The organism is Streptomyces yunnanensis (assembly GCF_029011865.1).
GTDB classification, from domain to species: Bacteria; Actinomycetota; Actinomycetes; order Streptomycetales; family Streptomycetaceae; genus Streptomyces; species Streptomyces yunnanensis.
On sequence record NZ_CP095749.1, the window covers coordinates 5,148,024 to 5,165,868 of the forward strand.

At 71.2% G+C, this 17,845-nt stretch carries 16 protein-coding genes; 12 read left to right on the forward strand and 4 right to left on the reverse strand.

Annotation, left to right across the window (positions count from 1 at the left end):
* Positions 1-161 precede the first annotated feature (161 nt).
* The 5 genes from dnaK to MOV08_RS22410 all read left to right on the forward strand — a co-directional run bounded on the left by dnaK (position 162) and on the right by MOV08_RS22410 (position 5,691).
* Complete coding sequence (gene dnaK, locus MOV08_RS22390; RefSeq protein WP_275308660.1) at positions 162-2,039, forward strand: molecular chaperone DnaK; 1,878 nt, start codon at positions 162-164, stop codon at positions 2,037-2,039.
* On the forward strand, positions 2,036-2,722 hold the full coding sequence (grpE, locus tag MOV08_RS22395) for a nucleotide exchange factor GrpE (RefSeq protein WP_039634955.1): 687 nt from the start codon (positions 2,036-2,038) through the stop codon (positions 2,720-2,722). Before dnaK ends, grpE begins: the two co-directional genes overlap by 4 nt.
* Before the next feature lie 45 nt (positions 2,723-2,767).
* Positions 2,768-3,937 (forward strand): molecular chaperone DnaJ, encoded by a 1,170-nt coding sequence (gene dnaJ / locus MOV08_RS22400; protein WP_275308661.1) that lies wholly within the window; start codon positions 2,768-2,770, stop codon positions 3,935-3,937.
* 1 nt (position 3,938) lies between these two features.
* Positions 3,939-4,394, forward strand: a complete 456-nt coding sequence (locus MOV08_RS22405; protein WP_039634959.1) for a heat shock protein transcriptional repressor HspR — start codon at positions 3,939-3,941, stop codon at positions 4,392-4,394.
* A gap of 82 nt (positions 4,395-4,476) precedes the next feature.
* Positions 4,477-5,691, forward strand: coding sequence for an IS30 family transposase (locus MOV08_RS22410; protein ID WP_275307072.1), 1,215 nt, complete (start codon positions 4,477-4,479; stop codon positions 5,689-5,691).
* Positions 5,692-5,792: 101 nt separating this feature from the next.
* On the opposite strand, the gene MOV08_RS22415 is transcribed toward MOV08_RS22410, so the two are convergent.
* From MOV08_RS22415 to MOV08_RS22425, 3 genes are all read right to left on the reverse strand, one after another.
* Positions 5,793-6,197, reverse strand: coding sequence for a hypothetical protein (locus tag MOV08_RS22415; RefSeq protein ID WP_039634961.1), 405 nt, complete (start codon positions 6,195-6,197; stop codon positions 5,793-5,795).
* A 411-nt stretch (positions 6,198-6,608) separates the two neighbouring features.
* Positions 6,609-7,013, reverse strand: coding sequence for a pyridoxamine 5'-phosphate oxidase family protein (locus tag MOV08_RS22420; RefSeq protein WP_039641305.1), 405 nt, complete (start codon positions 7,011-7,013; stop codon positions 6,609-6,611).
* A 44-nt stretch (positions 7,014-7,057) separates the two neighbouring features.
* A complete protein-coding gene (locus MOV08_RS22425) occupies positions 7,058-7,639 on the reverse strand; it encodes a Uma2 family endonuclease (protein WP_203232564.1) in 582 nt (193 codons plus the stop codon).
* 203 nt (positions 7,640-7,842) lie between these two features.
* Here MOV08_RS22425 and clpB point away from each other — a divergent pair, with 203 nt between their 5' ends.
* Together clpB and MOV08_RS22435 are read left to right on the forward strand one after the other, a co-directional pair.
* Entirely contained in the window at positions 7,843-10,494 is a 2,652-nt protein-coding gene (gene clpB / locus MOV08_RS22430; protein WP_275308662.1) for an ATP-dependent chaperone ClpB, read from the forward strand.
* Between the two features lie 120 nt (positions 10,495-10,614).
* Positions 10,615-11,151 (forward strand): YbjN domain-containing protein, encoded by a 537-nt coding sequence (locus tag MOV08_RS22435; RefSeq protein ID WP_039634965.1) that lies wholly within the window; start codon positions 10,615-10,617, stop codon positions 11,149-11,151.
* 90 nt (positions 11,152-11,241) lie between these two features.
* Here the strand turns inward: MOV08_RS22435 and MOV08_RS22440 are convergent, their stop codons facing one another.
* Positions 11,242-12,435 (reverse strand): pyridoxal phosphate-dependent aminotransferase, encoded by a 1,194-nt coding sequence (locus MOV08_RS22440; RefSeq protein WP_039641308.1) that lies wholly within the window; start codon positions 12,433-12,435, stop codon positions 11,242-11,244.
* 243 nt (positions 12,436-12,678) lie between these two features.
* On the opposite strand from MOV08_RS22440, the gene MOV08_RS22445 reads away from it, so the two are divergent.
* From MOV08_RS22445 to MOV08_RS22465, 5 genes are all read left to right on the forward strand, one after another.
* Positions 12,679-13,002: a hypothetical protein gene (locus MOV08_RS22445; RefSeq protein WP_275308663.1), complete on the forward strand. Its 324-nt coding sequence runs from the start codon at positions 12,679-12,681 to the stop codon at positions 13,000-13,002.
* Between the two features lie 458 nt (positions 13,003-13,460).
* Complete coding sequence (locus MOV08_RS22450) at positions 13,461-13,979, forward strand: DUF2617 family protein (protein WP_275308664.1); 519 nt, start codon at positions 13,461-13,463, stop codon at positions 13,977-13,979.
* Positions 13,980-14,113: 134 nt separating this feature from the next.
* Positions 14,114-15,877, forward strand: a complete 1,764-nt coding sequence (locus MOV08_RS22455; protein WP_275308665.1) for a polyamine aminopropyltransferase — start codon at positions 14,114-14,116, stop codon at positions 15,875-15,877.
* Positions 15,878-15,986: 109 nt separating this feature from the next.
* A complete protein-coding gene (locus MOV08_RS22460; RefSeq protein WP_039634970.1) occupies positions 15,987-16,910 on the forward strand; it encodes an SRPBCC family protein in 924 nt (307 codons plus the stop codon).
* Positions 16,911-16,965: 55 nt separating this feature from the next.
* A complete protein-coding gene (locus tag MOV08_RS22465) occupies positions 16,966-17,811 on the forward strand; it encodes an aldose epimerase family protein (RefSeq protein ID WP_039634972.1) in 846 nt (281 codons plus the stop codon).
* The last annotated feature ends 34 nt before the right edge of the window (positions 17,812-17,845 follow it).

The following is a 17,845-nucleotide window of genomic DNA, read 5'->3' on the forward strand; positions in this document are numbered from 1 at the left end:
GCGCGGGCAACCGTCGGGCCGGTCCCGACGTCCTCCGGAATGACCTGGTGACGATAAGGGTGACATAAAAGTTGAGCGCCTCCGACTCAGGTCTGTTGACAGCTTCGGCTCGGTGCTGCACCCTTGAGCCTGTTCCACTCAAGTCAGCTGGAGGAATCGAAATGGCACGTGCGGTCGGCATCGACCTGGGCACGACGAACTCCGTCGTCAGTGTTCTCGAAGGCGGTGAGCCCACCGTCATCACCAACGCCGAGGGCGCCAGGACCACGCCGTCCGTCGTCGCCTTCGCCAAGAACGGCGAGGTGCTGGTCGGCGAGGTCGCCAAGCGCCAGGCGGTGACCAACGTCGACAGGACGATCCGTTCGGTCAAGCGCCACATGGGCACTGACTGGAAGATCAACCTCGACGGCAAGGACTTCAACCCGCAGCAGATCTCCGCGTTCATCCTGCAGAAGCTGAAGCGGGACGCGGAGTCCTACCTCGGCGAGAAGGTCACCGACGCGGTCATCACCGTCCCGGCGTACTTCAACGACTCCGAGCGCCAGGCCACCAAGGAGGCCGGTGAGATCGCGGGTCTCAACGTCCTGCGCATCGTCAACGAGCCCACCGCGGCCGCCCTGGCCTACGGCCTGGAGAAGGAAGACCAGACCATTCTCGTCTTCGACCTCGGCGGTGGCACCTTCGACGTGTCGCTGCTGGAGATCGGTGACGGCGTCGTCGAGGTGAAGGCCACCAACGGTGACAACCACCTCGGTGGTGACGACTGGGACCAGCGCGTCGTCGACTTCCTGGTCAAGCAGTTCGCGGGCGGCCACGGCGTGGACCTCTCCAAGGACAAGATGGCGCTCCAGCGCCTGCGCGAGGCCGCGGAGAAGGCGAAGATCGAGCTGTCGTCGTCCAGTGAGACGACGATCAACCTGCCCTACATCACCGCGTCCGCCGAGGGCCCGCTGCACCTGGACGAGAAGCTCACCCGCTCGCAGTTCCAGCAGCTGACCGCGGACCTGCTCGACCGCTGCAAGACCCCGTTCCACAACGTCATCAAGGACGCCGGCATCTCGCTGTCCGAGATCGACCACGTGGTCCTGGTCGGCGGTTCGACCCGTATGCCCGCCGTCGCCGAGCTCGTCAAGGAGCTGACCGGCGGCAAGGAGGCCAACAAGGGCGTCAACCCGGACGAGGTCGTCGCCATGGGCGCCAGCCTCCAGGCCGGTGTCCTCAAGGGCGAGGTCAAGGACGTCCTCCTGCTGGACGTCACCCCGCTGTCCCTCGGTATCGAGACCAAGGGCGGCATCATGACCAAGCTGATCGAGCGCAACACCACGATCCCGACCAAGCGCTCGGAGATCTTCACCACGGCCGAGGACAACCAGCCGTCCGTGCAGATCCAGGTCTACCAGGGCGAGCGCGAGATCGCGGCGTACAACAAGAAGCTCGGGATGTTCGAGCTGACCGGTCTGCCGCCGGCCCCGCGCGGTGTCCCGCAGATCGAGGTCTCCTTCGACATCGACGCCAACGGCATCATGCACGTGACCGCCAAGGACCTGGGCACGGGCAAGGAGCAGAAGATGACCGTCACCGGCGGCTCCTCGCTGCCGAAGGACGAGGTCGACCGGATGCGTGAGGAGGCCGAGCGGTACGCGGAGGAGGACCACAAGCGCCGCGAGGCCGCCGAGACCCGCAACCAGGGCGAGCAGCTGGTCTACCAGACCGAGAAGTTCCTCAAGGACAACGAGGACAAGGTGCCCGCCGAGGTCAAGACCGAGGTCGAGACCGCCGTCGGCGAGCTGAAGGAGAAGCTCAAGGGCGAGGCCGCCGAGGGCGACAACACGGCCGAGATCCGCACCGCGTCGGAGAAGGTCGCGGCCGTCTCGCAGAAGCTGGGTCAGGCCATGTACGCCGACGCCCAGGCCGCCCAGGGTGCGGCCGGCGCCGCGGGTGCCGCCGGTGGCCAGCAGGCCAAGGCCGAGGACGACGTCGTGGACGCCGAGATCGTCGACGACGAGAAGCCCAAGGACGCCAAGGGTGGTGCGGCGTGACGGAGGAGACCCCGGGCTTCGAGGAGAAGCCCGACGTCCCTTCCGATGCCGCTTCCGAAGACGCGGCGCAGGCCGAGTCCGCCGACAAGGCGGGCTCGGCCCCGGCCGGGGACGTCCAGGACGTCGCGCTCCAGGCCCAGCTGGACCAGGTGCGCACCGCGCTCAACGAGCGCACCACCGACCTTCAGCGGCTCCAGGCGGAGTACCAGAACTACCGCCGCCGGGTGGAGCGCGACCGTGTGACGGTCAAGGAGATCGCGGTCGCCAACCTGCTCTCCGAGCTGCTGCCGGTGCTCGACGACATCGGTCGGGCCCGGGACCACGGCGAACTGCTCGGCGGCTTCAAGTCGGTGGGCGAGTCGCTGGAGACCGTGGTCGCCAAGCTCGGTCTGCAGCAGTTCGGCAAGGAGGGCGAGCCCTTCGACCCGACGATCCACGAAGCGCTGATGCACTCGTACGCGCCCGACGTCACGGAGACGACATGCGTCGCCATCCTGCAGCCCGGGTATCGCATCGGTGAGCGCACGATCCGCCCCGCGCGGGTCGCGGTCGCCGAGCCGCAGCCGGGCGCACAGGGCGCCAAGTCCGCCTCCGACGAGGAGGCCAAGGGCGCCAAGGGCGGTAAGGGAGCCAAGGGTGCCAAGGCTGCGGACAAGGAGAGCGGTGGCCCGGACAAGGGCTGACGTACGGGCAGAGTCGAGAACCGCGCGGAAGGAGGGACGTCGGGGATGAGCACCAAGGACTTCGTCGAGAAGGACTACTACAAGGTCCTCGGCGTCCCCAAGGACGCCACCGAAGCGGAGATCAAGAAGGCGTACCGCAAGCTCGCCCGCGAGTTCCACCCGGACGCCAACAAGGGCGACGCCAAGGCCGAGGAGCGCTTCAAGGAGATCTCCGAGGCCAACGACGTGCTCGGCGACGCCAAGCGCCGCAAGGAGTACGACGAGGCCCGGGCGCTGTTCGGCAACGGCGGCTTCCGGCCGGGTCCCGGCGGAGGCGGGAACTTCAACTTCGACCTCGGCGACCTCTTCGGAGGCGCCGGGGGCTCGGGGGGTTCCGGCGGCTTCGGCGGCGGGCTCGGGGACGTCTTCGGCGGCCTGTTCAACCGCGGTGGTTCCGGCACCCGTACGCAGCCGCGCCGCGGCCAGGACATCGAGTCCGAGGTGACGCTCAGCTTCACCGAGGCGGTCGACGGGGCCACGGTCCCGCTGCGGATGTCCAGCCAGGCGCCCTGCAAGGCGTGCTCCGGCACCGGCGACAAAAACGGTACGCCTCGGGTCTGCCCGACCTGTGTCGGCACCGGACAGGTCAGCCGGGGCGCGGGCGGTGGCTTCTCGCTCACCGACCCGTGCGCCGACTGCAAGGGCCGCGGCCTGATCGCCCAGGACGCCTGCGAGGTCTGCAAGGGCAGCGGGCGGGCCTCCAGCGCCCGCACGATGCAGGTCCGCATCCCCGCGGGCGTCTCGGACGGGCAGCGCATCCGGCTGCGCGGCAAGGGCGCACCGGGCGAGCACGGCGGCCCGGCCGGCGATCTGTACGTGGTCGTCCACGTGGGCGCCCACCCGGTCTTCGGCCGCAAGGGCGACAACCTCACCGTCACGGTGCCGGTCACCTTCCCGGAGGCCGCGCTCGGTGGCGAGGTCAAGGTGCCGACGCTGGGCGGCCCGCCGGTCACGCTGAAACTGCCGGCCGGCACTCCCAACGGACGCACGATGCGGGCCCGCGGCAAGGGCGCGACCCGCAAGGACGGCACCCGAGGTGATCTGCTGGTCACCATAGAGGTGGCCGTTCCCAAGGACCTCGGGGACAAGGCGAAGGAAGCGCTGGAGTCCTATCGCGAGGCGACCGCGGGCCCGGACCCGCGGGCGGAGCTGTTCCAGGCCGCGAAGGGAGAATGAGATGGACAGCCGGGGCGGGCAGCGTCGTAACCCCTATGAACTGACCGACGAATCGCCGGTGTACGTCATCTCCGTCGCGGCCCAACTCTCCGGCCTGCATCCACAGACCCTGCGGCAGTACGACCGCCTGGGCCTGGTCTCGCCCGACCGCACGGCCGGGCGGGGCCGCCGCTACTCCGCCCGCGACATCGAACTGCTGCGCACCGTCCAGCAGTTGTCGCAGGAGGAGGGCATCAACCTCGCCGGCATCAAGCGCATCATCGAGCTGGAGCACCAGGTCGCGGCCCTCCAGCAGCGGGTCGCCGAACTCCAGGGCGCCCTGGAGGGCGCGGCCAGCGCGATGCGGCAGCGGGAGGCCGCGGTGCACGCCTCCTACCGCCGCGACCTGGTGCCGTATCAGGACGTGCAGCAGACCAGTGCGCTGGTGGTCTGGCGGCCCAAGCGGTCGTCGGAGTGAGGCCGTGGTCCACGCGACGAAGGGCCGGGGTGGGCACCTTGAGTTCTAGTAGTCGTTGCAACACCCCAGCTCAGGGGATGCAATGGACTTCAAGATCCGAAGGGACCGGACGGCTCAGGGCCCTGTGAAGCTGGGCCGGGAGCGCGCGGAATACTCCCGGCTCGTGCAGCAGGGCTACAGCAACAAGGAAGCCTGCCGACTCGTCGGGATCGATGCCCGGACCGGCAGGAAGTGGCGCAACGGTCGTAGCGCCGACCGCAGACAGAAGGCGGCACCACCGATCAACGCGGTGGTGCCGCCTTCCGGGCCTTCCCGATATCTGCGTGAGGCCGATCGGATCCACATAGCCGACCGGCTCCGGGAGAAGGCGACAGTCCGGGCGATTGCCGCCGAGCTCGGCCGCAGCCCGTCCACCATCAGCCGGGAGATCCGCCGCAACCGGCACCCCGACAGCGGCCAGTACCGCCCGCACGCCGCCCAGGCCCGTGCCGACGCCCGCAGGCCGCGACCCAAGCCGGGCAAGATCGGCCAGAACCCCGAGCTGCGGGACTTCATCCAGGACCGCCTGACCCTACGGTGGAGCCCGGAGCAGATCTGCCAGGCTCTGCGGGCACAGTTCGCCAACCGGCCGGAGATGCACGTGGTCCACGAGACGGTCTACCAGGCCCTCTATGTCCAGGGACGTGGAGAGCTCCGCCGCGAGCTCGCCCGAGCCCTGCGCTCAGGCCGCGCCCGCCGCAAACCCCACCGTCAGGTCGCCTCCCGCCAGCCACGGTTCACCACACCGATGGTCATGATCAGCGAACGGCCCGCGGAAGCATCCGACCGTGCCGGCCCCGGCCACTGGGAAGGCGACCTCATCATCGGCAAGGACGGCAAGTCGGCCATCGGCACTCTGGTCGAACGCGCCACCCGCTACGTCATGCTCCTGCACCTGCCCGGCGACCACGGCGCCGAGCGCGTCCGCGACGCGCTGGTCACCACGGCCCAGACCCTGCCCTCCCACCTTCGACGGTCCCTGACCTGGGACCAGGGAAGTGAGATGGCCGCACACGGCTCGTTCACCATCGCCACCGGCATCCCGGTCTACTTCTGCGACCCGGCCAGCCCCTGGCAACGCGGCTCTAACGAAAACACCAACGGCCTGCTGCGGCAGTACTTCCCCAAGGGCACCGACCTGTCCGTCCACACCCCGCAGCACCTGGCCGCCGTCGCCACCGAACTCAACGGCCGCCCACGCAAAACGCTCGGCTGGGAAACCCCAGCCGAGCGCCTGCATAAACTGCTCGCGGCCTAGACAACCGACCACGTGTTGCAACGACCGCTAGAAACCGCCCACACCACCCCGGCCCTTCGTGTGTGTCCGGCGTCCCCGCGCTCCGCGTCGTCCGCCTGCGGTCAGCAGCCGTTGTACCCGGCCGTCGGCATCGACAGCCGCCGGTGCACCTGCGACTTCATCGCCAGGGTGTAGACCGGCTCGTCCAGGTCGGCGGTCTCCAGCCGGACCCCCGCTGCCGCGCACCGCGCGGTGAACTCGTCGGCGCCGTCGATCGCGTACTCCAGCGCCCGCCGGTTGGGCGTGACGAACACGTCGACCAGGCCCTCTTCCACGTCGTGCCACAGTGCGCTGTGGTCGGCGCGCAGCTGGTGCAGGCTGAGCTGGCAGGTCAGACGGTAGTCACGGGCTGCCGCCCACTGTTTGCACATGGCGTGCTGGCTGCGGTCATCGACCAGGAACGGATCCTCGTCCAGCTCGGACAGCGGCATCAGACAGGCGATCGCCGTCACTCGGACCGAGTTCATCGTGCCCTCCGGGGCGTGGCGACTGTGGGGGCGACGATACCCCCGCCGAGGGCCCGGGGTGGAGGGGCTGCGCCGGGTGGCGAGGCGTATCCGCAGGCATGGCAGATCTTCCAGCCGTCCTGATTCACGGCCAACTGGCCGCCGCACCGGGGGCAGTTCTCGGCGTACGGCCGGGGCCGGATCGTGCGCTTCCGCCGCGGCGGGCGGCGCGGAACGGTCGTCGTGCTGCCTAATGCCGACGCCATGCGGCCTCCAGCTGCCGTCTTTTTGCCCGGGACAGGTCCGATGCCGCTCGTCGATGTGCGGAGGTGTTCGGTTCCTGCCGTTCCTGAGTACCAGGTGGGCGCCCGACGGTGGATCTGGAGCATCCGGTTTCGGCCAGGTCCAGACCTGGCCGGGGCCGCGGCGGCCTCAGGCCCGGCCGAGGGCCTTGGTCACCGCGATCTCGATCATGACGCGGTCGGGGTTGGGCTCCGGGGTCCGGCCGTACCGCTCGGCGTACCGGCGCACCGCGTCGGCCACCGTCTCGGCGTCCGTCCGCACCCGGGCGACACCCTCCAGGGTCGCCCAGCGACCGCGGTCGACCTGGCACACCGCCACGCGCGCCCCGTCCGGGCCGGCGGCGAGGATGTTCTTGACCTTGGTGCTGTCCTTGCGGGTGATGATCCGCGCGATCCGCTGCCCGGCGTCGTAGGTCACGCCGACCGGGACGACGTGCGGGGTGCCGTTGGCCCGCAGGGTCGTCAGGGTCGGCATCTGGTACTCGCCCCAGAAGGCGAGGTACTCGGGGGACAGCGCGCTCAGGTCGTGGGCCATGGGGGCCAGGGTAGTGGGGGCCGCGGCGGGCGGCCCCTGGCCGGTCACACGAAGTCGGCTGTCTCCAGGTCGAAGGAGAAGGGGGCGGGGAGGGGGAGGCGGTCGCCGAAGGGGGCGGTGTGGGTGGTGAGGTAGTCGGCGTCCTTCGGCTCGCTGAAGAGCGTGACCACGGACTTGCCGCGGTCGACGAGAAGATAGAGCGGAATGGCAGCACGTGCGTAGGCGTGCCGTTTGGTGACGCGGTCATGGCGGGGCTTGCTCGACGTCACCTCGACGACCATGTCGACACCGTCACTGGGCATCCATGGCTCCGCACCTCGGAAGAGGCGCAACGCGTAGGGGGCGATGGTGGCGTCGGGGATCACATGGTCCGCGGGCTGGTTCTCCGCGTGGGGAAGGACGAGTCCCTTGCAGCCCGAGATCTGCATGTCGGTTGCGGACCTTCGCGTCACCTGCCTGCCGATGATGCTCAGGTAGTCCTCGTGATCGCCGTCCGTGGGCGGTGTCACAACAATCTCCCCCTCGACTAGCTCGGCCCGGAACCCCTCAGGGGTGTCCAGGCTGAGAAAGAAGTCCAGGAGGGTTTCCGTGTCCGTGGCCATCGGCTCTTGTGCCATAGCCGTCATGCTGCACCTCCTTGTGGTCGAAGGCCAGTGTCACGGGCCGCCGCCAGCGGGATGAGGCCGATGGTCGGATCTTCACTCGTAAGCGTGAGCGAATGCATTGAGTGGAATAGACTCAACTTATCGCACGTTAACCGAGGCAGGATTGGCTAGGGAAGCGCGCCGAGCGCCGGATCGCACGAGGACACGAGGAGGACCAGGCAGACGTGGACGCCGAGCTGACCAACAAGAGCCGGGAGGCGCTGAGCGCCGCCAGTGAGCGGGCGGTGGCCGCCGGGCACGCGGACATGACGTCCGCGCATCTCCTGCTCGCACTGCTCGCGGGGCAGGACAACGAGAACATCATGGATCTGCTGGCGGCCGTCGAGGCGGACGCCGCGCAGCTGCGCTCCGGCGCGGAGCGGCAGCTGGCCGGGCTGCCCAGCGTCCAGGGCTCGACCGTGGCCCCGCCGCAGCCGGACCGCGAGCTGCTCGCCGCCATCGCCGACGCCGCCCAGCGCGCCAAGGACCTGGGCGACGCCTACATCTCCACCGAGCACCTGCTCATCGGTATCGCCACCAAGGGCGGCCGCACCGGTGAGCTGCTGGAGCAGCAGGGCGCCACCGCCAAGAAGCTGCTGGCCGCCTTCGAGGCGAGCCGCGGCGGGCAGCGGGTGACCACCCCGGACCCGGAGGGCACGTACAAGGCGCTGGAGAAGTTCGGCACGGACTTCACCGCGGCGGCCCGCGAGGGCAAGCTCGACCCGGTCATCGGCCGGGACCAGGAGATCCGCCGGGTGGTGCAGGTGCTCTCCCGCCGGACGAAGAACAACCCGGTGCTGATCGGCGAGCCGGGCGTCGGCAAGACCGCGGTCGTCGAGGGGCTGGCCCAGCGGATCGTCAAGGGCGACGTCCCCGAGTCGCTGCGCAACAAGCGGCTGGTCTCCCTCGACCTGGGCGCGATGGTCGCCGGCGCGAAGTACCGCGGCGAGTTCGAGGAGCGGCTGAAGACCGTCCTGGCCGAGATCAAGGCCAGTGAGGGCCAGATCATCACCTTCATCGACGAGCTGCACACCGTCGTCGGCGCGGGCGCCGGCGGCGACTCTGCCATGGACGCGGGCAACATGCTCAAGCCCATGCTGGCCCGCGGCGAGCTGCGGATGGTCGGTGCCACCACGCTCGACGAGTACCGCGAGCGGATCGAGAAGGACCCGGCGCTGGAGCGGCGCTTCCAGCAGGTGCTGGTCGCCGAGCCGACCGTGGAGGACACCGTCGCGATCCTGCGCGGCCTCAAGGGGCGCTACGAGGCGCACCACAAGGTCCAGATCGCCGACTCCGCGCTGGTCGCCGCGGCCACCCTCTCCGACCGCTACATCACCTCCCGCTTCCTCCCCGACAAGGCCATCGACCTGGTCGACGAGGCCGCCTCCCGGCTCCGGATGGAGATCGACTCCTCGCCCGTCGAGATCGACGAGCTCCAGCGCGCGGTGGACCGGCTGAAGATGGAGGAGCTGGCGCTGCGCAACGAGACCGACGCCGGCTCCGTGGCGCGGCTGGAGAAGCTGCGCAAGGACCTCGCCGACAAGGAGGAGGAGCTGCGCGGCCTGACCGCCCGCTGGGAGAAGGAGAAGCAGAGCCTCAACCGCGTCGGTGAGCTCAAGGAGCGCCTCGACGACCTGCGCGGCCAGGCCGAACGCGCCCAGCGCGACGGCGACTTCGACACCGCCTCCAAGCTGCTGTACGGGGAGATCCCGTCCCTGGAGCGGGAGCTGGCCAAGGCCGCGGAGGCGGAGGCCGAGCAGGAGGCGGCCAAGGGCTCCGGCGGCGCCAAGGAGTCGATGGTCAAGGAGGAGGTGGGCCCGGACGACATCGCGGACGTGGTCGGCTCCTGGACGGGTATCCCGGCCGGGCGCCTGCTGGAGGGCGAGACCCAGAAGCTGCTCCGCATGGAGGAGGAGCTCGGCAAGCGGCTGATCGGCCAGACCGAGGCGGTCGCCGCGGTCTCCGACGCGGTGCGCCGCACCCGCGCCGGGATCGCCGACCCGGACCGGCCCACCGGCTCGTTCCTCTTCCTCGGCCCGACCGGCGTCGGCAAGACCGAGCTGGCCAAGGCGCTGGCGGACTTCCTCTTCGACGACGAGCGGGCGATGGTCCGGATCGACATGTCGGAGTACGGCGAGAAGCACAGCGTGGCCCGGCTGGTGGGCGCGCCCCCCGGCTACGTCGGCTACGAGGAGGGCGGCCAGCTCACCGAGGCGGTCCGTCGCCGCCCCTACAGCGTCGTCCTGCTCGACGAGGTGGAGAAGGCGCACCACGAGGTCTTCGACGTGCTGCTCCAGGTGCTCGACGACGGCCGGCTCACCGACGGCCAGGGCCGCACCGTCGACTTCCGCAACACCATCCTCATCCTCACCTCCAACCTCGGTTCGAACTTCCTCATGGACCCGCTGCTGAAGGAGGAGCAGAAGAAGGAGAAGGTGCTGAAGACGGTCCGCTCCGCCTTCCGCCCCGAGTTCCTCAACCGGCTGGACGACCTGGTCGTCTTCCACCCGCTCGGCACGGACCAGCTGGAGCGGATCGCCCGGATCCAGCTGGACCACCTCCAGCGCCGCCTGGGCGACCGGCGGCTCACCCTGGACGTCACCGCCCGGGCGCTGACCTGGCTCGCCTGGCTGGGGCGGCAGCCGGTCGTGGACGCCCCGGCGCCGGACCTCTCCTACGGCGCCCGCCCGCTGCGCCGCCTGGTCCAGACGGCCATCGGCGACCAGCTGGCGCGCGCCATCCTGGCCGGGGACGTGCTCGACGGGGACACCGTCCGGGTGGATGTGGACGGTGACGGCGAGCGACTGTCGGTCGCGGCGGTGCGCCCCGCCGCCTGACGCGCTGGGCCGCGCGGGGTGCCCCGCCGCCCCCGTACGCGCCCGTCCGCTGTTCCGGGCTTGCCAGGACCGGGCGCGTATGGGGGAGGATGGCAGGGACCATACGAAGGGAATTCCACGGTGAGCATCGACCCGTCCTCGATTCCGAATTTCGGGGGCCAGCCCGAACCGCAGCCGTCGGGGCCTGATGGTCCCGTCGTCCCCGACCAGGACCTGGTCAAGCAGCTCCTTGAGCAGATGGAGCTGAAGTACGTCGTCGACGAGGAGGGTGACCTCGCCGCCCCGTGGGAGCAGTTCCGCACGTACTTCATGTTCCGTGGTGAGGCGGAGCAGGAGATCTTCTCCGTCCGTACGTTCTACGACCGCGTCCACGGCATCGACGAGAAGCTGAAGCTGCTGGAGGCGATCGACGACTGGAACCGTCGGACGCTCTGGCCCAAGGTGTACACCCACACCCACGACGACGGCAGCGTCCGTCTGATCGGTGAGGCATCGATGCTGGTCGGCACCGGTGTCTCGCTCGAACACTTCGTGTCGAGCACGGTCAGCTGGGTGCGTGCCTCGATCGAATTCGACAGGTGGATCGTCGAGCAGCTCGGTCTGGAGGCCGAGATCGAAGGCGACTCCGACGAGAAGCCGGGCGACGACGAGGACTGACCCCCGTCCGCCTCCGGCTGCCCGGGCCCCGTAACCGACGCCCTCGGTTTCGGGGCCCGCGTCGTTGCGGCGCCCGCCCGCGCCGTGCGGCTACAGCCGCTTCAGCCGGCCCGCCGCCTCCTCCAGGACGGAGACGCGCTTGCAGAAGGCGAAGCGGACGAAGGGCGCGCCCTGGTCCTGGTGGTCGTAGAAGACGGCGTTGGGGATGGCGACGACCCCGGCGCGCTCGGGGAGGGAGCGGCAGAAGGCGAAGCCGTCCCCCTCGTGGGACAGCGCAGCGCCGAGGGGGCGGATGTCGGTGGTGATGAAGTAGGTGCCGGCCGGGCGGTAGACGCCGAAGCCGGCGTCGGCCAGGCCGGCGGCGAGGATGTCGCGCTTGGCGCGCAGGTCGTCGCGGAGCCCGGTGAAGTAGGAGTCCGGGAGGGCCAGCGCCTCGGCCACGGCGTACTGGAAGGGGCCGGCCGAGACGTAGGTGAGGAACTGCTTGGCCGAGCGGACGGCGGTGATCAGCGCGGGGGCGGCGGTGACCCAGCCGACCTTCCAGCCGGTGAACGAGAAGGTCTTGCCGGCCGAGCCGATGGTGACGGTCCGCTCGCGCATGCCGGGGAACGACGCGAGCGGCAGGTGCTCCCCCTCGAAGACGAGGTGTTCGTAGACCTCGTCGGTGATGACCAGCAGGTCGCGCTCGACGGCCAGCGCGGCGACGGCGGCGAGCTCGTCGCGGGACAGGACGGTGCCGGTGGGGTTGTGGGGGGTGTTGAGCAGGATGAGGCGGGTGTCGTCGGTGATGGCGTCGCGGAGCTCGTCGAGGTCGAGGTGGTACGTGCCGGTCTCCGGGGACGGGCGCAGCGTCACCGGGACCCGCCGACCGCCGGCCATCGCGATGCAGGCGGCGTACGAGTCGTAGTACGGCTCCAGCGCGATGACCTCGTCGCCCGGTTCGAGGAGGGCCAGGAGCGAGGCGGCGATCGCCTCGGTGGCGCCGGCGGTGACCAGGACCTCGGTGTCGGGGTCGTAGGACAGTCCGAGGTGCCCGTAGAAGCGCTGCTGGTGGGCGGCGACGGCGGCGCGCAGCTCGGGGACGCCGGGCCCCGGCGGGTACTGGTTGCCGCGGCCGTCCCGAAGGGCGCGCACCGCCGCCTCCCGGACTTCCTCCGGACCGTCGGTGTCGGGGAAGCCCTGGCCGAGGTTGATGGAGCCGGTGCGTTGGGCGAGCGCCGACATCTCGGCGAAGATCGTGGTGCCGAAGGCGGCGAGGCGGTGGTTGAGCAGCGGTCGGTCCATGCGCGCCATCCTCCGCCGAACCTCTGGAGTTCCTCAACTGTGCTTTGAGCCGCCCGGGGCCGGGGCATCAGCCCCGCACCGACGACGAAGACGGCCGCCGGCCAGGGCGGCCTCGCGGCGCACGGGGCGCGGGGGGAGCCAGGCTCCCCCACTGCCTTAAGGGCGTGGGAGGTACCCCCACCCCACTGCTTTAAGGGCGTGGGAGGTACCCCACGCTTGGGGGGACGGAAGGAGTGTGAGGCAGTGATCCTGGGATTCGCAGCGATCGCGGTGTGCGTGGGGGTGGTGATCGCGCTGCTGGCGGTGGTGATCGTGGCCACGCGGGGCGGCTCCCGCAAGGGGAGCCGGAAGTACGCCGGCCACAGCGGGTACAAGAGGTCCGGCGGTGGCACCGCCGCCGGCGCCGGGGGCAGTTGGTGGGTCGCCGGCGGTGACACCGGTTCCGGTTCGGGCGGCGGACACCACCATCACCACTCCTCGTGCGGCGGGGGCGGCCATCACGGCGGGCACTCCTGTGGCGGGGGTTCCTCCTGCGGCGGGGGCGGCGGCTGTGGCGGCGGTTCCTGAGAGTGGCGCCAGGGGGCGCTGAGGCAAGCACCCTCGCAGACGCCCGTGCATATGCGCCCATGACCGCGGAACGCGCTCGTCCGCGGCCGTGGGCGCACTGCTTCTCCGGGCCGGTCCGGCCCTCGTCCGGCGGCCTTTCGGGGCCCGGTTCCGGCACACATGCGGGCGGCTCATGCGTCTCTGCATATGCTCCCGGCGCATGGCGCAAAACCGCCCACCGATATTTGTGCGATGGGGTGTTGAACAGGTGAACTGCATGGCCCTCTAGGGGATGGAAACCAGGGCGAAGATGGGTAAAAACGCTGTGGGTACTGCGCCATTCGTGATTCCCTCTCCCTTGAGAATCCCCCAGTTCTCGGACCTTCGCGTGGGCACGAGCCGGCAGGCAGTCATTCATCCCTGAGCCCCTTCTCGGGCGGGCCGGCCCACCATCCACTGCGTGCTTGCGGAGCCGACCCATGCTCACCACTCTGAAAACGGCGTATACCGATACCCGAGCATCCGACCTGGCCTGGGCACTGGGCAGGGAACCCCTGCCGGCGCTGGCCGTACTGAATCTTCAACTCGACGACGCCCAGGTGCAGTTGAGACTGCTGGGGGCGTCCCATCAGGTGCTGCTCGAAGAGGAGCACGGCACCTGTTCGGAAACCGTCGCCTGTATGCCGGGCAGCAGCACGCCGCTGCCGCTCGGCGTGGCCAAGCGGTTGGGCGACTGGGAGTACGAGTTCGCCGCGCACGTCGAGACGCTCTCGCACGGCTCGTTCGCGGGGCGGGCGCAGGAACTGCTGGCGCTGGTCGCGGAGCATCCGCACGGCCTCGCCGGCACCTTCCCCGGCTCGCCGCACGCCTTCACCGCGATGTTGGCGCAGCGTCGGCAGGGGCAGGTGCGATGGCGTACCTGGCATGCGTACCCACAGGAAGGGCGGCTGGTGGTCACCCGCACGCGGGTGGGGGTGCGGGCGATGGTCGCCGCCTGAAGGAGGTCGTCCCCGGTGCCTGCCGCACCTTTCCGCGCACGACTCCGTACACGACTCAACTGGTGTGCGGGGCACGCACACTGCACTCGTGTGGGTGACATAGGGGCACCGAATCGTCACGTAGCGTTCATGTCATGATCGACCCGCCAGAGCCCCTCGTCGCCGGCACGCTGGGGCCGCCGGAGGTCCGGATGCCGGCCCGGCTTCCGGTGCCGTCCGGGCTCGGTCGGCTGCTGGTGCTCGTCGTGGTCTTCGTCTGTGCGGCCTGCGGCCTGGTCTACGAGCTCGAACTGGTCGCCCTGGCAAGCTACTTGGTCGGTGACTCGGTCACCCAGGCGTCGGTCGTGCTGTCCTTCATGGTCTTCGCGATGGGGGTCGGGGCGCTGCTGGCCAAGCGGCTGCGCTGCCGGGCCGCGGTCGGCTTCGGCGCGGTGGAGGCGGTGCTGGCGCTGGTCGGCGGCGGCTCCGCGATGGCGCTCTACGCCTGCTTCGCCTGGCTGGGCCAGTCCCGCACCGCGCTCGTCGGCTTCTCCTTGGCCATCGGCGTGTTGATCGGCGCCGAGATACCGCTGCTGATGACGCTGATCCAGCGGGTGCGCCGGCAGGACGCGGGCGGGGCGGTGGCCGACCTGTTCGCCGCGGACTACATCGGCGCGCTGGTCGGCGGGCTGGCCTTCCCCTTCCTCCTGCTGCCCCGTCTGGGGCAGTTGACGGGCGCGCTGGTCACCGGGGCGGTCAATCTCCTGGCCGGCGCGGTGCTGGTGCTGTGGCTCTTCGGCCGCGATCTGACCACCCGCGCGCGGTGGGTGCTGGTCGGCGTCAATGTGCTGGTGCTCGCACTGTTGGGCGCCGGTGTGGCGCTGGCCGGGCCGTTCGAGCGGGCCGCGCGCCGGGCGGTGTACGGGACGGCGGCCCGGGTCGCGGAGCGCACCGCCGTCCAGGAGGTCGTGCTGACCGGTGGCACGGGCGGTCCGCGCGAGATCGGGGCGGGTTCCGGACGGGGGAGGAAAGGTTCCGGCAGACCGCTGGAGCTGTTCCTCGACGGGCGGTTGAGGGTCAGCTCGGACAGCGAACGCTTCTATCACCAGGCGCTGGTGGGCCCCGCGATGTCGGGCGGCCCGCACGGCCGGGTGCTGGTCCTGGGCGGCGGCGACGGGATGGCCGTGCGCGAGCTGCTGCGCTACCGCGCGGTCCGGTCCGTGACGGTCGTCGAGATCGACCCCGAGGTGGTGCGGCTGGCCCGCACGGACCCGGGACTGTCCGCCCTCAACCGCCATGCCCTCGACGATCCCCGGGTGCGGGTCGTCGCCGCCGACGCCTTCAACTGGCTGCGGGGCCAGGGCCCTTCGGGCGGCCGTCCGCCGGAGCGCTACGACGTGATCGTCTCCGACCTCCCCGACCCCGGGATCACCGCCAGCACCAAGCTCTACTCCCAGGAGTTCTACGGACTCGCCGCCCGGGTGCTGGCCGCCGACGGACGACTGGTGGTGCACGCCGGGCCGCCGCGCGCCCGGGCCCGGACGTACTGGACGGTGGAGGCGACGCTGCGCTCGGTGGGCCTGTGGACCCTGCCGTACCGGATCCCCGGCCGGCCGTCGGACTTCTCGGGCGGCCCGGACCGCTCGGTCGCCCCGCAGGACGGGCCCGGCACCGACGACCGACCGCCGTCGGCGCGGTCGTTCGACCGGCTGCGGCCCTCCGCCGCGCCGCCGGACGGGGCGGGGTACTGGGGCTTCGTGCTGGCCGCCCGGCGACCGCCCCGGCTCGGCACGGTCCCGGACGCCCCGCCCACCGGCGTCCCGCTGAGCGCCGTGCGGGCCGGCTGGCGCGGCGCGGCCCGCGAGCGGATCCCCGGACTGCCGCCCTCGACGCTGATGCATCCCCGGTATCTCCAGTGACCGGCAGGCCCGCCCCGCAACGGGACACGGGACCGGTCCGGGGCCCGCACCAGAAAGTTCGCGCCGGAGCGGGCACGGGCGGCGGGGGCGCTGGGTAGGCTCCCATGCCATGGAGCATGAGGTGTACGTCCCGTTTCCCGTCGGGACCGTGCGGCAGGCGCTCACCGAACCGGAGCGCGTGGCGCGCTGTGTCCCAGGAGTCCAACTCGATGCCGACGCCGTCCCGCACCGCCCCGAGGGCCGGCTGCGGCTGCGGGTCGGCAGCTCCACCATCACCTACCGCGGTGCGCTGACGGTCGGCGACGGCCCCGCCGGGACCGGCGACGCGGCCGCACCGATGACCGTCGAGGCGAGCGGCGCCGAGACGCGGGGCGACGGGACGGTGGCGCTGACGCTGACCGTGCGGCTGGTCCCGGCCACCGAGCCCGGTCCCGGGACGACCTTGGTGTGCACCGGCACGGTCCGCAGCGAGGGCCGGCTGGCCGCGGTCGACGGGCAGACCGCGGCGACCGCCGGACGGCGCCTGCTGGACCGCTTCGCGGAGAACCTCGCGGCGGATCTGACGGACCGGCCGATCGCGGAGGCCCCGGACGAGGCTCCGGACGAGGCCCCCGGGCCGGTGTCGCAGAGCATCTTCGACACCGAGGTCCCGCCCTCCTCGCTGGATCCGCACAGCGCGGCGGAGGACGACGTCGAGGTGGTGGCCGACCCGGACGAACCGGAAGTCGACGCGGCGGACGAGATCGCCGCGGACGCCTTCGCCGCGGACGACGACGAGGACGGGCTCGACGCGGCCGGCGGTCCGGAGGAGCTCTCCGGGGACGCGCCCGCGGAGGCCGCGCACGCCCGCCGGACGATGATCGGGCGCAGCGCGGAGGAGGTGGACCACGCCCCGCCGCGCGGTCGGTACGCGCCGGTGCCCGCGCCGGAGACCGGCGGGAGCTCGCTGCCGCTGCGCTGGGCGGCCCCCGCCGCCGCGGTGGTGCTGGCCTCGGCGGTGGTCGTCGGGCGGGTGTTGCGGCGACGCCGGTGACCGGGTGGCGCCCGGGTCCCGGCGGGCGGGCGGGGGCACCGTTAGGGTCGCTTCCGTGAGCACCGAGAACACCACGCAGAGCGCGGCGCGGGAGCGCGGCGCGGACGGCGTACGGCTGTCCGCCGGGGACACCGAACTGACCGTCCATCCTGACCACGGCTGCCGGATCGGCAGCCTGCGCGTCGGCGGCACGGAGCTGCTGCGGCAGGGCGACAAGTACGGCTGCTTCCCGATGGTCCCGTGGTGCGGCCGGATCGACCACGGGCGGTTCCGCAACGGCGGTGAGCTGCACCAGATGCCGGTCAACTCCCCGCCGCACGCCATCCACGGCACCGGTCGCAACCTCCGCTGGCGCACCGCGCGGACCGGCGACACCACGGCCGCCTTCACCTACGAGCTGACCGATCCCGCGGCCCCCTGGCCCTATCCGGGGACCGTCACCCAGGTCGTCGAACTGGCCGAGGACGGGGGTTCGCTCACCCTCACCATGGGCGTCGAGGCGACCGGCGACTCCTTCCCGGCGCAGGCCGGCTGGCACCCGTGGTTCCTGCGCAACCTCGGCGAGGGCCAGGACGTGCAGATCGACTTCGCCCCCGAGTGGCAGGAGGAGCGCGGGCCGGACCACCTTCCGACCGGTCGCCGGATCACGCCGAAGCCCGGGCCCTGGGACGACTGCTTCGGGATGTCGCGCGGGGTCGAGGTGACGCTCACCTGGCCGGGGCGGCTGGAGCTGACGGTGTCCAGCCGCACCGAGTGGGTCGTGGTCTACGACGAGCAGGAGGCCGCGGTCTGCGTGGAGCCGCAGTCCGGCCCGCCGAACGGACTGAACACCGCCCCGCGCCTGGTCACCCCGATCGATCCGCTGGAGATCTCCACGACCTGGAGCTGGCGCGCCCTGTAGCCGGCGGACGCCGGGGTGGGGGCGCTGTCCTAAG

What these genes read in the sequence shown, in the direction of transcription:
- MOV08_RS22425 (WP_203232564.1), bottom strand. Translation starts at nt 7,639, where the DNA reads ATGACGGCTATGGCACAAGAGCCGATGGCCACGGACACGGAAACCCTC.
- MOV08_RS22420 (WP_039641305.1), bottom strand. Translation starts at nt 7,013, where the DNA reads ATGGCCCACGACCTGAGCGCGCTGTCCCCCGAGTACCTCGCCTTCTGG.
- MOV08_RS22455 (WP_275308665.1), top strand. Translation starts at nt 14,114, where the DNA reads ATGATCGACCCGCCAGAGCCCCTCGTCGCCGGCACGCTGGGGCCGCCG.
- MOV08_RS22450 (WP_275308664.1), top strand. Translation starts at nt 13,461, where the DNA reads ATGCTCACCACTCTGAAAACGGCGTATACCGATACCCGAGCATCCGAC.
- MOV08_RS22440 (WP_039641308.1), bottom strand. Translation starts at nt 12,435, where the DNA reads ATGGACCGACCGCTGCTCAACCACCGCCTCGCCGCCTTCGGCACCACG.
- dnaK (WP_275308660.1), top strand. Translation starts at nt 162, where the DNA reads ATGGCACGTGCGGTCGGCATCGACCTGGGCACGACGAACTCCGTCGTC.
- MOV08_RS22405 (WP_039634959.1), top strand. Translation starts at nt 3,939, where the DNA reads ATGGACAGCCGGGGCGGGCAGCGTCGTAACCCCTATGAACTGACCGAC.
- MOV08_RS22460 (WP_039634970.1), top strand. Translation starts at nt 15,987, where the DNA reads ATGGAGCATGAGGTGTACGTCCCGTTTCCCGTCGGGACCGTGCGGCAG.
- dnaJ (WP_275308661.1), top strand. Translation starts at nt 2,768, where the DNA reads ATGAGCACCAAGGACTTCGTCGAGAAGGACTACTACAAGGTCCTCGGC.
- MOV08_RS22410 (WP_275307072.1), top strand. Translation starts at nt 4,477, where the DNA reads ATGGACTTCAAGATCCGAAGGGACCGGACGGCTCAGGGCCCTGTGAAG.
- MOV08_RS22415 (WP_039634961.1), bottom strand. Translation starts at nt 6,197, where the DNA reads ATGAACTCGGTCCGAGTGACGGCGATCGCCTGTCTGATGCCGCTGTCC.